The organism is Streptomyces sp. NPDC058751 (genome assembly GCF_042746485.1).
Taxonomy (GTDB): Bacteria; Actinomycetota; Actinomycetes; order Streptomycetales; family Streptomycetaceae; genus Streptomyces.
The window spans coordinates 1-14302 of record NZ_JBHYPZ010000015.1; the positions used below are offsets into that span (position 1 = coordinate 1).

Annotated in this window: 9 protein-coding genes and 1 pseudogene; 6 read left to right on the forward strand and 4 right to left on the reverse strand. The window is 71.7% G+C overall.

Annotated features, from left to right (window positions below; genetic code table 11):
• Positions 1-118: 118 nt before the first annotated feature.
• Positions 119-1357: a M14 family zinc carboxypeptidase gene (locus tag ACFW6B_RS16005; RefSeq protein WP_386596265.1), complete on the reverse strand. Its 1239-nt coding sequence runs from the start codon at positions 1355-1357 to the stop codon at positions 119-121.
• A 539-nt stretch (positions 1358-1896) separates the two neighbouring features.
• Here ACFW6B_RS16005 and ACFW6B_RS16010 point away from each other — a divergent pair.
• A complete protein-coding gene (locus ACFW6B_RS16010) occupies positions 1897-2970 on the forward strand; it encodes a cytochrome P450 (protein WP_386596267.1) in 1074 nt (357 codons plus the stop codon).
• On the opposite strand, the gene treY is transcribed toward ACFW6B_RS16010, so the two are convergent.
• Both treY and glgX read right to left on the reverse strand, forming a co-directional pair.
• Positions 2930-5380: a malto-oligosyltrehalose synthase gene (gene treY, locus ACFW6B_RS16015; RefSeq protein WP_386596269.1), complete on the reverse strand. Its 2451-nt coding sequence runs from the start codon at positions 5378-5380 to the stop codon at positions 2930-2932. The genes ACFW6B_RS16010 and treY overlap by 41 nt on opposite strands.
• 148 nt (positions 5381-5528) lie before the next feature.
• Positions 5529-7637: a glycogen debranching protein GlgX gene (glgX, locus tag ACFW6B_RS16020; RefSeq protein ID WP_386596271.1), complete on the reverse strand. Its 2109-nt coding sequence runs from the start codon at positions 7635-7637 to the stop codon at positions 5529-5531.
• 179 nt (positions 7638-7816) lie between these two features.
• Between glgX and ACFW6B_RS16025 the strand changes: the two genes are divergently transcribed.
• From ACFW6B_RS16025 to ACFW6B_RS16045, 5 genes and pseudogenes are all read left to right on the forward strand, one after another.
• Positions 7817-8650, forward strand: a complete 834-nt coding sequence (locus ACFW6B_RS16025; protein ID WP_386596273.1) for a Tat pathway signal sequence domain protein — start codon at positions 7817-7819, stop codon at positions 8648-8650.
• Between the two features lie 56 nt (positions 8651-8706).
• Complete coding sequence (locus ACFW6B_RS16030) at positions 8707-10023, forward strand: copper amine oxidase (protein WP_386596275.1); 1317 nt, start codon at positions 8707-8709, stop codon at positions 10021-10023.
• 119 nt (positions 10024-10142) lie between these two features.
• Complete coding sequence (locus ACFW6B_RS16035) at positions 10143-11381, forward strand: SAV2148 family HEPN domain-containing protein (RefSeq protein ID WP_386596277.1); 1239 nt, start codon at positions 10143-10145, stop codon at positions 11379-11381.
• A 105-nt stretch (positions 11382-11486) separates the two neighbouring features.
• Positions 11487-11792 (forward strand): annotated as a pseudogene (locus ACFW6B_RS16040) (exonuclease domain-containing protein); the annotation flags it as partial.
• A gap of 83 nt (positions 11793-11875) precedes the next feature.
• Positions 11876-12586 (forward strand): 3'-5' exonuclease, encoded by a 711-nt coding sequence (locus tag ACFW6B_RS16045; RefSeq protein WP_386596279.1) that lies wholly within the window; start codon positions 11876-11878, stop codon positions 12584-12586.
• Positions 12587-12599: 13 nt separating this feature from the next.
• On the opposite strand, the gene ACFW6B_RS16050 is transcribed toward ACFW6B_RS16045, so the two are convergent.
• Positions 12600-14099 (reverse strand): S1 RNA-binding domain-containing protein, encoded by a 1500-nt coding sequence (locus ACFW6B_RS16050; RefSeq protein WP_386596281.1) that lies wholly within the window; start codon positions 14097-14099, stop codon positions 12600-12602.
• Positions 14100-14302: the final 203 nt, after the last annotated feature.

Below are 14302 nucleotides of genomic sequence, written 5' to 3' on the forward strand. Positions count from 1 at the left end.
CCAGTACGAGGACTTCCGCCCGGCACTCCCCCAGCCTTCGGCCGGGGGGACCCCCAGAGCACGCACCAGACGCCGCGAGGCCGCCCTTCGGGCGATGACGGGAATTTGACGACAGGCCCTAGCGCGCGTGGCGGGCGGCGGCCATCACCGTACGGGCCTGGTGTTCGACCTGGTTCTCCAGCGGCACCCAGCGCGCGCGGAAGCGCTCGGCGAAGGCGTCGCTCCAGCCGGCGACCAGCGCTTCCAGACGGGGCGCCTCGTGGTCGCCGGCCTCCCGGAGGACGCGCAGCAGCATCGCCGCGGCCCGCAGCGGGATCCGCCGCCCGAACGCGTCCACACTGCCGACGTACGCCATCGTCGTGTCCGCGGGGGGCGGCTGCGACCAGTCCGCGGCGAGGCCCGGCACCAGTTCCAGGGCCCACTTCGAGGCCCGCAGCAGGGGCCCGTCGGGTCCCCGCAGCCGGGGCAGGGCCCTCCCGAGCACCGCCTCCACCTGGTCCGCGTCCGTCACCAGCCGGTGGGCCAGCCGGCGCATCGCCGCCGCGGGCGCCGGGTGCGGCGCGGGGTCGTCCACCAGGTCGCCAGCCCACATCGGCACCTCCACGACGGCCGTCAGACCGCCGTACCGATGGGCGTGGTACCAGGTGCTGTGCCGGGCGTCGTCCGGCATGCTCGGGTACGCGGTGTCCGAGCCCGGCGCCGGCATCACGTGCACCCCGGGTCCCGAGGCGGGCCAGCCCGCGGCGTCCGAGGCGGCCGTCTCGACCGGGATGCGCAGCTCCGCCGCGGACTTGGCGAACGGCTCCGCGAGACCCGGGACGTCCTTGGTCAACTGCACCCAGCTGCCGCCCAGATCGGTCCCGTGCAGCGTCACCTGGAGGTAGGGCCGCACTTCGTCGATGACCCGGGTCAGCGCCCGCGTCTCCGGCGGCAGCCGGTCGGGGGGCAGGACGGAGGGCGACCACTCCGGCTGCTCGGGTCCGGCCGGGCGGAAGAAGCCCAGGTGGTAGTCGAGGAGGGTCCGCGGCGCGGGCGTCACATGGAGGCTCGCCCCGTCGGGGTCCGCGCAGAGCAGGAAGTGCCAGGAGGTGTCCCTGCGCAACTCCCGCCGGTACAGCACGCGTTCGGCCAGGGACAGCAGTGTCGAGCCGCCCGTCGGTTCGTTGGCGTGGGCCCCCGCCACGACGAGCACCGCGCTCCGGGCGTGGCCGACGGACAGCAGGTGGAGGGGTCTGCCCGCGCGGGAGGCGCCCACTTGCCGCAGGACGCACAGGTCGGGCCGGTGGGCCGCCAGCGCCCGGGCGGACGAGACGATTTCGGTCACACTGGGGTAGCGCAACTCCGGCAGATGACTCACCCCCGACTTGTCCGCCCTGCGTCGCTTTTGGCAGTACTCCACGGTCTCGGGGAACTGTCAAGGACGTGTCGGCGCGCCCGGAAGGGAGCCCAGGTGGCATTTTCCGTCGGCAACGGGCGGCGGAAGGTGCGCGGGCCCTCCCGTCCGGAGCGGACCGCGTCCCGCAGGCCTGCGGAGAACCGGGGCGGACGTCCAGGGGCGCGGCGACGGGAAGGATCCGGCCGGCGGACGCGCGCGCCGCGGGCGGCCGAACCGGTGTGGCGTACACGATTCACTCGTCCGGGTGTACGGGAACTGCGGTCCAGGGCGGGCGGTGGTCGACTTGGAGCGACCGCGCGCGGGTCCGGCGCGCAGGCCCGAGGCGGTGACCCGCGGTGCTGTGCCCGTACGACCTTCCCGGCGAAGGCCCCCGGACGGCGACCCCCACGGTCCCACCGGCCCCGGCCGTGCCGCCCCCGTTCACCGCGACGATCCCGTTCGCCCCCGCCCCGGCCCGTCCCGCAGGGCCCTACACACCGCCAGGCGGGGCGTCCGCGCGCGTGGGCGCCCCCGCGAGCCTGCTCGACCCGGGGACCGAGCGTGATCCCCAGCCCCTCTACCGCACCCTGCGCGGAAACTTCCCCCTCGTCCACGACGAGCCGTTCGGCGCCTGGCTGATCAGCAGGTACGCCGACGTGCGCGCCGCGCTCGCGGACCCGCGGCTCGTCGCGCCGTCACCCGGCCCCGTCCCGGCCCACGGCGCGTACCGGGACCTCGTGTCCCCGGCGCTGCGGGAGCGCATGTCGGCCACGTTGCGGGCGGCCGTCGAGCGCGCCGCACACGTCCTGGCGAGCCGGCTGGCGGCCCGCCGGGAGGCCGACCTCGTCGCCGAGTTCTGCCAGTGGCTGCCCGTCGCCGCGGCCGTCACCGCGCTCGGACTGCCGTACGAGGACACCGCGCGCGTACACGCCTGGTGCCGGACGGGACTCGACCACCTCGGCGGTCACCGCCCCGGACTCGACGCCTACCTGCGGCCCCACCTGCTCCGCCGCCGGGACCGCCCCGGTGACGACCTGCTGTCCGTCCTGTGCACGGCCCGCCCCGGCGGACACCCGCTGCCGGACGAGACCGTGACCGAACTCGCCGGGACCGTGCTGGGCGCGGCCGGCGAGACGACCGCGCGCTCCCTCGCCTCGTTCCTCGCCAACCTCCTCGACCACCCGGGCCAGCTCGGCCTGGTCCGCGACCGCCCCGAGCTGGCGGGCGCGGCCTGGGCCGAGTCGCTGCGCCGCGACCCGCCGCTGCAGATCGTGCCCCGCCGGGCGCTCGAACGGATCGGCCCGGTACCCGCGGGCGCCACCGTCGCGTGTCTGCTCGGCGCGGCGGGCCGCGATCCGGCGCGGTTCGCCGACCCGGACCGCTACGACGTCTTCCGGGCGGACCCGGGCGACCTCGCCCACGGCCCGGGACCGCACCACTGCCCCGGCGCGCCGCTGGCCCGGCTGACGGCGGAGGCCGGCCTGCGCGCCCTGCTGACCGCGCTGCCGGGCCTGCGCCGTGCCCCCGGGCCCCGGCCGCGCGCCGAGGGCCTGGTCAGCCGCTCTCCCCGGACCCTTCCGGTGTGCCCGGGCTGACGCGCTCCAGCAGCACGACGGGCGACCTCGCGAAGAGGTCCGCCACGCGCGCGTGCCCCGTGAACTCCCGCTGCGCACCACCGGAGGGGAGCACGTCGGCCCACCGCCCGTCGGGGAGCGAGAGGACGGTGTCGCGCCATCCGCCGGCCTCGGCGAGTCCCAGCGACAGCCGGGTGACGGCCGTGACCACCTCTCCCGACCGCACGAACGCCACGCAGTGCTCCGCCGCCGGCCCCTCGGCGCGCAGCGGCGCGTACGTCGCCGAGGCGCCGAAGACGCCGGGCCGCCGGGCGCGCAGCCGCAGCGCGGCGGCCGTGAGCGCCGGCTTCTCCGCGGACGGCTCGTGCGGCACGAACGTCCCACGGTTGTCCGGGTCCACCAGCGCCCGGTACTCGTCCTCGGTGCCCTGGTACACGTCCGGCACGCCGGGCATCGTCAGATGGACCAGGGCGGCCCCCAGGACGTTCGCCCGCACGTGCGGTGCCAGCGAGGCCCGCAGGGCGGCCACGTGCCGTCCGGGGGGCCCGCACGGCCCGTCGGCGACGAACGCCGTCACCGCGTCCTCGTACGCGGGATCGCGCTCGGTCCAGGCGGTGCGCGTCCCGGCCTCCCTGACGTGTTTCAGCAGGGCGTCCCGGACCCGCTGCGCGTAGACCTCGGACCCGTCCCCGCCGGTGGCCGGGCCGAGCCCGAACACCGTCTGCCACGCGGCCCACGCCAGCTGCGGGTCGGGGGTTCCCAGCCCTTCGCCGGTCACCTCCGCCAGGACCTCGGACCAGGCCTCCGGGCACTGGGTGAGGACGGCGACGGCGGTGCGCACGTCCGCGCTGCGCTTCGTGTCGTGGGTCGACAGGACGGTCCCGGTGGCGGGCCGGTCGCGCTGCACGCGCGCGCAGTGGGCGTGGAAGTCGTCCGGGGACACCGCGGGACTGCCCGGGTCGCCGCCCACCTCGTTCGCCGACAGCAGCGGCACGTAGCGGTAGAACGCCGTGTCCTCCACCGACTTGGCCCGCAGCGCCGACGAGGTCTGCGCGAACCGGGCCCGGAAGGCGGCCTTCTCGGGCCCGTCGCCGTCCCGGCCGAGCAGCAGGTCCCGTACGACGTCCACGGCGTGCGCCTCCTCGGGCACCCGGAACGCGGACCTGGCCTCGGCGGCGGCCTGCTCGGTGACCACCAGGGACGCGTCCGTGGACGGGTAGGGCCGGTACACCTCCATCCGGACCAGGAGCTCGCGCAGCGCGGTGCCCAGGGCCCAGGGGGCGTGGTCGCGGGCGGCGGGATCGGGGGAGTCGGCGCACAGCTCGCTCACCTCGAGGGTGAGACGGTCGGCCTCCGCGGCCAGTTCGTGCGTGATCACCTCGTACGCCGCCCGGCGCGCCGTGCTCTCCCAGTGGCCGCCCAGGTCGGCCTGAGGGCCCGCGAAGCGCCGGTAGCGGCCGAGCAGCCGGCTGGCGCCCGCCCCGTCCGTGAAGAGGCCGTCGACGTGCCGCAGCGCGTCGTAGCCGGTGGTGCCCGCCACGGGCCACGCGGGCGGGAGCGGCTCGCCGTCCGCGAGGATCTTCTCGACGACCGTCCAGCAGCCGCCGGTGGCCTCGTGCAGCCGGCGCAGATAGGCGTCCGGGTCCGCCAGCCCGTCCGGGTGGTCGACGCGCAGTCCCTCGATCACCCCGTCGGCGACGAGCTCCAGGATCTTCGCGTGGGTCGCCGCGAACACCTCGGGTTCCTCGACGCGCACGCCGATGAGCTCCGAGATGCTGAAGAAGCGCCGGTAGTTGAGTTCGGTGCGGGCCAGCCGCCACCACACGGGGCGGTAGCACTGGGCGTCCAGGAGCTGGGGCATCGGCAGTCCCGCGGTGCCCTCGCGCAGCGGGAACACGTGGTCGTAGTAGCGCAGTACGTCGCCGTCGACCTTGAGCTGGCCGATCTCGGCGCCGAGGCGGTCCCCGAGCACCGGCAGCAGCAGCCGGCCCCCATGGGCGGCCCAGTCGATGTCGAACCAGCGCGCGTACGGCGACCCGGGGCCCTCGCGCAGGACCTCCCACAGGGCGCGGTTGTGGCGGGGGGCCATCGCCATGTGGTTCGGCACGATGTCCACGACGAGCCCGAGGCCGTGCTCCCGGGCGGTGCGGGCCAGGGAGCGCAGCCCCTCCTCGCCGCCCAGTTCGGCCCGTACGCGCGCGTGGTCCACCACGTCGTAGCCGTGGGCCGAGCCGGGGACGGCCTCCAGGACGGGGGACAGGTGCAGGTGGGAGACGCCGAGCGAGGCCAGATGGGGCACGGCCGCCTCGGCGCGGCGGAACGGGAACTCCGGCTGGAGCTGGAGCCGGTAGGTGGCGGTCGGCACGACGGGGGCGACCGGGCGGGGGACGACCGAGTCCGCGATCGCCGGTTCGGGGCGCTCAGGGGTCATGCGACTCTACGTACCCGTCCGGCCGGATTTCTGTCACCTGCGCCCGCGGAAGGGCACGCGCGGCCCCTCCCTCCCCGGCCGCGCGCCGGGGAGGGAGGCCGTCCTGGAGCGTGCCGGGCGTCGCCGGGCGGGGCTTCGCGGACACGTCCTACGCGGGTCGCTGGAGCACGGTCATGCTCCGGTCGACCAGGGTGAGCCGGTCGCCCGCCGTGACCTTCGCGCCCGTGCCCGGGGCCACCCCCTCCGGGAGGGAGGTGTCGACGACGACCTGCCACTGGCGGCCGTGGTCGACCGGTACGACGAACTCCAGGGGCTCGGGGGAGGCGTTGAACATCAGCAGGAACGAGTCGTCGCAGATGCGCTCCCCGCGGGGGCCCGGTTCGGAGATCGCGTTGCCGTTGAGGAACACGGAGAGCGCCCGGGCCTGCGCGGAACCCCAGTCGCGCTGGGTCATCTCCTGGCCCTCCGGGGTGAACCACGCGATGTCGGAGAGCTCGTCGTGGGTGCCCTGGACGGGCCGTCCGTGGAAGAAGCGCCGCCGCCGGAAGACGGGGTGGTCCCGGCGCAGCCACACCATCGCGCGCGTGAAGGCGAGGAGCTCGCAGTCCTCCTCCGGCCACGGCACCCAGGCCAGTTCGCTGTCCTGGCAGTAGGCGTTGTTGTTGCCGCCCTGGGAGCGCGCGAACTCGTCGCCGTGGCTGAGCATCGGCACGCCCTGGGAGAGCATCAGGGTGGCGATGAAGTTGCGCCGCTGGCGGGCCCGCAGCGCCAGCACGTCCGGGTCGTCCGTCTCGCCCTCGGTGCCGCAGTTCCAGGAGCGGTTGTGGCTCTCGCCGTCCCGGTTGTCCTCGCCGTTGGCCTGGTTGTGCTTGTCGTTGTACGACACGAGGTCGTTCAGGGTGAAGCCGTCGTGGCAGGTCACGAAGTTGATGGAGGCGAGCGGACGGCGTCCGTCGTCCTGGTAGAGGTCGGACGAGCCGGTCAGCCGGGAGGCGAACTCCGCCAGTGTGCGCGGCTCACCGCGCCACATGTCCCGCACGGTGTCGCGGTACTTGCCGTTCCACTCCGTCCACAGGGGCGGGAAGTTGCCCACCTGGTAGCCGCCCTCGCCCACGTCCCAGGGCTCGGCGATCAGCTTCACCTGGGAGACCACCGGGTCCTGCTGGACGAGGTCGAAGAACGACGACAGCCGGTCCACCTCGTGGAACTGGCGCGCCAGCGTGGCCGCGAGGTCGAAGCGGAAGCCGTCCACGTGCATGTCGGTGACCCAGTAGCGCAGCGAGTCCATGATCAGTTGCAGGACGTGCGGGGACCGCATGAGCAGGGAGTTCCCGGTGCCCGTGGTGTCCATGTAGTAGCGGGGGTCGCCCGTCAGCCGGTAGTACGAGGCGTTGTCGAGGCCCCGGAAGGAGAGCGTCGGGCCCAGGTGGTTGCCCTCGGCCGTGTGGTTGTAGACCACGTCGAGGATGACCTCGATGCCGGCCTCGTGCAGCGCCCGGACGGCCGACTTGAACTCCAGCACCTGCTGGCCCCGGTCGCCCCAGGACGCGTACGCGTTGTGCGGGGCGAAGAAGCCGATCGTGTTGTAGCCCCAGTAGTTGCTGAGGCCCATGTCGGACAGACGGTGGTCGTTGACGAACTGGTGTACGGGCATCAGCTCCAGGGCCGTGACGCCCAGTTCCGTCAGGTGTTCGATGATCGCCGGATGGGCGAGGGCCGCGTACGTGCCGCGCAGCTCGTCCGGGAGGGCCGGGTGCAGCATCGTGAGGCCCTTCACGTGGGCCTCGTAGATCACCGTGTGGTGGTACTCCGTACGGGGGCGCCGGTCGTCGCCCCAGTCGAAGTACGGGTTGACCACGACCGACGACATGGTGTGCGGCGCCGAGTCGAGGTCGTTGCGCCTGTCGGGCGACCCGAACGGATAGCCGTACACCTCCTCGCCCCAGCGCACGGAGCCCGCGATCGCACGCGCGTACGGGTCGAGCAGCAGCTTCGCCGAGTTGGCGCGCTGCCCGCGCTCGGGCGCGTACCGCCCGTGCACCCGGAAGCCGTACCGCTGTCCGGGCATGACGCCGGGCAGGTACGCGTGGCGCACGAACGCGTCGGTCTCCCGCAGTTCCACCGCGGTCTCCGAGCCGTCGTCGTGCAGAAGGCACAGCTCGATGCGGTCGGCGGCCTCCGAGAAGACCGCGAAATTGGTGCCGGCGCCGTCGTACGTGGCACCGAGTGGATACGCCTCGCCAGGCCAGACCTGCATGGATATGACTCTTCCCGTAGTTCCGTGCCCCTGGGGGCGAGTCCGAGTCCGAGTCTTCCCGAAAGTGATGGAACCTCACACGGCTTACATCCCTCTTACCCCGCGACCAGGCATATCTCTTATGCCGAACCAGTGGGACTCGAACGACTCCTGGGGATGTGGGAGGAGTGGGGGGAAACGTGCGCAAGATAGTGCACCGCCACCTGGGCAAGGTGGTGGCGGGTGCGGCCATCGCGGTGGCCGGGACGGCCGTGATGATCGGGATCACCCTGCCGGGGTCGGCGGGAGCCGAGGAATCCGGCGGGGGCCTCCAGGCCGGCGGGACCGCGCAGCAGGCGGCACAGGACGGCCAGGACGGCGGGAGCAGCGGTCAGGGCGGCGTCGTGCGGCCCGGCGTCGTCGAGCGGGCGCCTGCCGAGGGGCAGAAGGGCAAGGGCCGTGACCCGCTGACCGACGACGAGATGCGGCGCGCCGAGCGGATCGCGGTGAACCGGCAGCTCTTCAACTCCAGCGAGAACGTCGAGGGCGCGCGCGGACCGCAGCGCATCGGGATCGATCTCGCCGAGCCCGACGCGGCGGACCTGGACAACCCGGACGCGCCGCGCCGCGCCGACATCAGGTTCTACGACTACAAGGACGACACGCTCGTCACCAAGACCGTCGACCTCGACACCGGGAAGGTCGAGCAGACGGGCGTCCAGCACGGCGTACAGCCGCCGATCAGCCGTGACGAGATGACCGAGGCGGCCGAGCTGCTGATCGCCGACCCGCTGGGCGCCGGCCTGAAGGCCGACTACAAGGACGCGACCGGCAAGGAACTCACCTCGCCCGGCCAGCTGATGCTGAACAGCATGGTCTACCGCGCGACCCCCGGTGCCCAGCCCGCCGTCCTCGGCGCCTGCGGCGAGCACCGGTGCGTCCGGCTCTTCCCGAAGGTCAAGAACGGGCCCTGGATCGACAGCCGTGACCTGGTGATCGACCTGAGTGCCCGCAAGGTCGGCAAGCTCGGCTGAGCGCCGCCCCTCTTCCCTTACCGCCTTCACAGCTTTCCGCAAGGAGTCGTCTCTTCATGCGCGTCAACAGAAACAGCCGTGCCCGCAGCCGCGCCGCCGTGGGCCTCTCGGCGCTCGCCCTGGCCGCCGGCGCGACGACGGCCGCGGGGCCCGCCGTCGCCCAGCCCAGGTCCGCGCCCGCCCCGGCACCCGACTGCAGCGCCGCGTACCGGATCGAACAGAAGCTCTCCACCGGCACCACCTGGCGGATGTGCTGGCACTACGAGAGCGAGGCCGGCCTCGTCCTGGAGGACATCTCCTACCAGCCTCCCGGCGAGGCCCAGCCGATCAAGATCCTGAACACCGCCAAGCTCGCCCAGATCCACGTCCCCTACGACGACGGCTCGGTCGAGTACAACGACCTGACCGGCGCCGGCTTCGGCCAGGGCCTGGTCGACATGACCCCCGCCGAGTGCCCCGGCGGCGCCATCAAGACGGTCAAGGTCCCCGACGCCTGGGACCCGCAGCACGCGAACGTCAAGGGCCTTTGCACCACGACCCGTTCACGCGGCCACGCCTACCGCATGGAGGCCGACACCGGGAACAAGGTCTTCCAGAAGCAGGGCAAGGACCTGCTGATCTACACGGTCAACAAGGTCGGCTGGTACGAGTACATCACCGAGTGGCGCTTCCAGGACGACGGCACCCTCAACATGAACGTCGGCGCCACCGGCAGCCTCTCGCCCGGTGACTACGACGCGGGCGACGGCCGCGGCTGGCCGCTCGGCAAGGGCGCCAAGGACTACGCCACGAGCCACAGCCACAACATCTTCTGGCGGCTCAACTTCGGCCTGGACGGCTCGTCCAAGACGAAGGTCGAACAGTACGACTCGGTGGTCAGCCCGCCCGCGCGGGGCCAGGAGGCCCCGAGCAACAAGACCACGGTCACCAAGGTCGGCAAGGAACTCGCCGGCGACGCCAAGAACATGCGCTGGTGGCGCATCGTCAGCAACTCCGGCAAGAACAAGGACAATCACGCACGCTCGTACGAGATCGTCCCGGGCGCGACCACCAAGTACCCCGGCCGCCCCTTCACCAAGCACGACGTCTACTTCACCGAGTACAACAAGTGTGAGCAGTTCTCGAGCGACAACCTGCCCAACTGCGGTGCCGGGCACGGCAAGTCCGTCGACAAGTGGATCGACGGACAGACGCTCACCCACCCCGTGGTCTGGGTCAACTCGGGGTTCCACCACATCGCCCGGGACGAGGACCAGCAGCCGATGCCGGTCCACTGGCAGGGATTCTCCCTCGCCCCGCGTGACGTCACCGCCATGAACCCGCTCACTCCGGCGGAGCTCGCGGACCAGAACGGGAATGTCGAATCACGGTAGTTGGGAAACGACATGCGCATCGGGCTGCACCGCTCGCCGCTCCCGGAGTACCCTTCCTTGATCGTTGATTGGGGCCTGGCCCCTGGGGAGTGCTCGGGGGAGCGGAAGGCGGTGCACGGGTGGGCTCGGGAGGGCTGGAGCTGCCTCCTGGTGACGAGGGTCACGAGGGGAACTCCACGGATGTCCCGCCCGGCGCGGTGTCCCTGGCACGGCCGATGGAAATGGGATCCATCGGACCGGAACTGGACTGGGGCGCCGACGCCTGGAGCGAGGTGCGCACCCGTGCCCAGCGGGCCGGGCGCGCCTACATCTGGCTGAACCTGGTCGAACAGCGGCTGCGCGCGGTCGTGGCCGCTGTTCTCCGGCCCGTCTACGAACCCGTCCACGGCGACGACTGGGTGGTCGCCGCGGCGGGTCCGGCCGGCCAGGAATGGGTGCAGCGGGCCGTCGCGGTGCGCGAAGTCAGCCGCCGCAAGGGGTACTTGCTCGATCCGGCCGACGACAACGTGCTGAGTTTCCTCACGTTGCCCCAGCTGCGCGAGCTGATGGTGCAGCACTGGCCGTGTTTCGAGCCGTACTTCGACGAACGCAGGGACGTCGAACTCGCCCTGGACGAGCTGGAAGTGACCCGGAACGTCGTGTCGCGCAACCGCGCTCTGTCCGAGGCCGTCCTGAACCAGGCCGAGCGGGCCGCGGCGAGGCTCCTGGAGATCCTCGGCGCCGGGAGCGACGTGCCCTCCGCGCGCAGGCTGCCCGTGGACGCCGTCGAGGACCTCGTGGGGGACCGCTACGCGGACGTCGTCGGAGTGCACTCCGACCGGGTGCGGCTGCTGCGCCAGTTCCCCGCCGAAGACCTCTTCGGCGGCGCCCGCCGGCTCGACGCGATCGGCATCGGCCTGAACCTGCTGGTGCAGAACTTCTCCGGGCGCCGGCTGGTCCGGCTCGCCGAGTCCGGCTGCCGCACCCGGCTGCTGTTCCTGAACCCCGCGTCCAGCGCGGTCAAGCGGCGCGAGCGCGAGCTCGGCATCAAGCGCGGCGAGCTGAGCCGGTCGGTCGAGATGAACATCCTGCACATGCGGCGGGTGCGGTCCCGGCTGCGCGACCCGGACGCCTTCGCGATCCAGGTCTACGACGAGACGCCCCGCTTCACCGCGTACCTCGTGGACGGGGACGGCTCGGACGGCATCGCGGTCGTCCAGTCGTACCTGCGCCGGACACGGGGCATGGAGGCGCCGGTGCTGGTGCTGCGCGGCGGAAGCCGACTGCTCAAGCCGGACCAAATGGGTGAAGAAGGGCTTTTCCCCACTTACCGCGAAGAGTTCGAGGCGGCTTGGGCGGATTCGCGTCCGGTGTCCTGAAGGGCGCCCCCTCCGGCCGAGTGGAACGCGATCCTCCGGTTGTCAGTGGCTCGTGCGATCGTGGGGACCACTGGGGGAAAGCACCACGAAGAAGGGGGGCCGCCCATGGGCTGGCACCGGGAGCTGCTGATCGGCTTCGACCTGGAGACGACCGGCACCGATCCGCGCGAGTCGCGCATCGTCACGGGGGCCGTGATAGAGGTCAGGGACGGCGAGCCGCTGGACCGCCGCGAATGGCTGGCCGATCCGGGCGTGGAGATCCCGGCCGACGCCGTGGCGGTGCACGGCATCACCAATGAACGCGCGACCGCCGAGGGCCGTCCCGCGGACGAGGTCGCCGACGCGATGGCGGACGTCCTCGCCACCTACTGGCGCACCGGCGTCCCGGTCGTCGCGTACAACGCGGCCTTTTATCCGCGCACCTCAGCCGCGTCTCAGATGTCTCATCCGGAAGTGTTCCGGGTTCCGGCCTGCGCTGGAGTGGGGGCCGCGTGATGACCTGGATCACTGGACCTTTGGCGGCCTTCGACCTGGAGACCACGGGCACGGACATCGAGACCGACCGCGTAGTCACCGCGGCGGTCGTGCGCCTGGAGCTGGACGGGGCCGTCTCGACGGAACGGACCTGGCTGCTCGACCCCGGGGTGGCGATACCCGAAGAGGCCGCGGCGATCCACGGCATCTCGACGGAGCACGCCCGGGAGCAGGGGGTCCCGGCCTCGCTCGCCATCGAGGAAATCACACGTGCTGTCGCAGAGGTCCTGCAGGCAGGGACGCCTCTGGTCGTGATGAACGCGCGCTACGACCTGTCGCTGCTGGACCGTGAGTGCCGGCGGTACGGGCTGGAGCCGCTCGGTGAGCGGCTGGGTGCCGTTCCCTCGCCGGTTGTGGATCCCCTGGTGATCGACAAGCACATCGACAAGTATCGGAAGGGCACGCGTGCCCTCCACGCCCTGTGCGCGTACTACGGCGTGTCGCTCGACGACGCTCACAATGCGAGAGCGGACGCGGTGGCTGCGGCTCGCGTGGTGCGACGTATAGGGGAGAAGCGCCAGTCCATCGGGGCGATGTCTCTGGCGGACCTGCACGACCTCCAGGTACGAGCGGCGGCTGAGCAGTCGGCCTCTTTGCAGGCGTACCTGCGGCGGACCACGAACCCGACGGCAGTCGTGGAGTCGGCTTGGCCGGTCATCCCGCGCAGCTGACGGCTCGGACGGGTCAAGCCCCTCCGTGCGTGAGAGCCTGAAGGTGGGACAGAGTGATGCGCCGCCGGGTGGGGTCGACGTCGAGAATCTTCACGGCAAGAGAGGCGCCGACCTGAATGACGTCCTCCGGGTCGGCAGCGGGGTCCTCGGACAACTCGGTGTTGTGCACGAGTCCCTCGAGGCCGTCCTCTCGGTCCTCGATGCGAACGAAGGCGCCGAACGGCACAAGTTTGGTCACGACACCGGTCACGACTTGGCCGACCTGCTGGATGAACTGCGGCATCGGGTCGTCCTGCAATGCCTTCAAGGACAGCGGCACGCGCTCTCTCGCCATGTCGACGTCGAGGACCTCGGCCGAGATCACCTGTCCGACGGCGACGACGTCGGACGGGTGATCGATGTGCCTCCAGGACAGCTCTGGAACGTTGATCATCGCGGTGAAGCCGCCGATGTCCACGAAGGTGACACCGAAGCTGGCGATCTTCGTGACCGTCCCGGTGACGATCTGCCCGCGGCGGAGAGTCTTCAGGAAGGCCCAGTTCCGGTCGCTCGGCGTCGGATCGGTTCTCCACCGCGCGCGCAGAACACCATCGCTGTCGGGCAGGACCGCGGTGAACAGCGGGTGGCGTTCGTCGAGGGTCAAGGGCAGGGCCGTAGCGGCACGGGCGCCTGCCACCCGGGCGGCGAGTTCCCTGTACTCGGACTCGTCGGCCATCGTGCTGGAGATGGTCCCGTTCTCGTCCTCCCATACGAACTCCACCGGACCTTCGTCGGGAAGCGAGGCGAGGACCGCTTCGACATCGGTGGACAAATCCGGCCAGACGGTCAACTGGGCACGAGGGGTGAGCCGGGCGCGTACCGCGTCGAGGGTGTCCTCGGTGAGGCGATGCCAGCGGGAGGCATTGTGAAGGTACCCCTCCTCCAATATCGCTGCTTGCCGCATGGCGATGGACCAGTGTAGAAGGGCCCAAAAGTCTTCGTCGGCTGGCCGCTGCACGCCGGGCTCGTCGAAGTCCGCGTCGTAGGGCGAGGCAGCCAGCCGCTCCGGGAAGAGACCGAGAGCCCGGGTATGGGCAACGGCGCGCTCGCAGGGCTGGTCGCTGCTGACGTAGACGTACTGGTCCCAACCGACCTGCACGTCGAACTTGTCCTCTGCCTCCAGGTGGCACCAGGCACCGTTGTCGCGGAGCATGACCCTGACCAGCTCCAGGCCGAGGGAGAGGGGCACCTCGGCACCGTCGTGGAACCCGCTGAGATCAGGTGGGAAGAGCCCGGCAAGACCGTGGCCGTCGATCGCCGGCTCCAGGCCGAAGTGGGCAAGGCTGGAGATACCCGGCTCACGGATGGCCAGATGGTCGACGCCGGTGTCCTCGGCGAAGGCGGCAATTGCTTGCAGATATGCGGCCTCGACCGGTCCGTGGTCGCTGGTCGAGTCCTCAGCGCCGATGTAGCTGCCGTGCTCGTCGCGGTCGGCAGGGTCGTACTTGGTGATCCGGTAGACGAAAGGTGGCACGTTGCTCCCGTGGTTGTTGACGATGCTTGCTCAGCGGTCGATCTCGTGATCGGGAGCGTAGGGCGGGGGCCGGCGCATCGCCGCCTTCGAGGATGGCCATCGAGATCACCTTCTGCAAGCGGGATACCGTGCCGCATCAGGCCGAATCGATCAGCGGCGATCGATGCGAGTGACGCGATCGCTTCGATCGGCTGCCTCGGAGA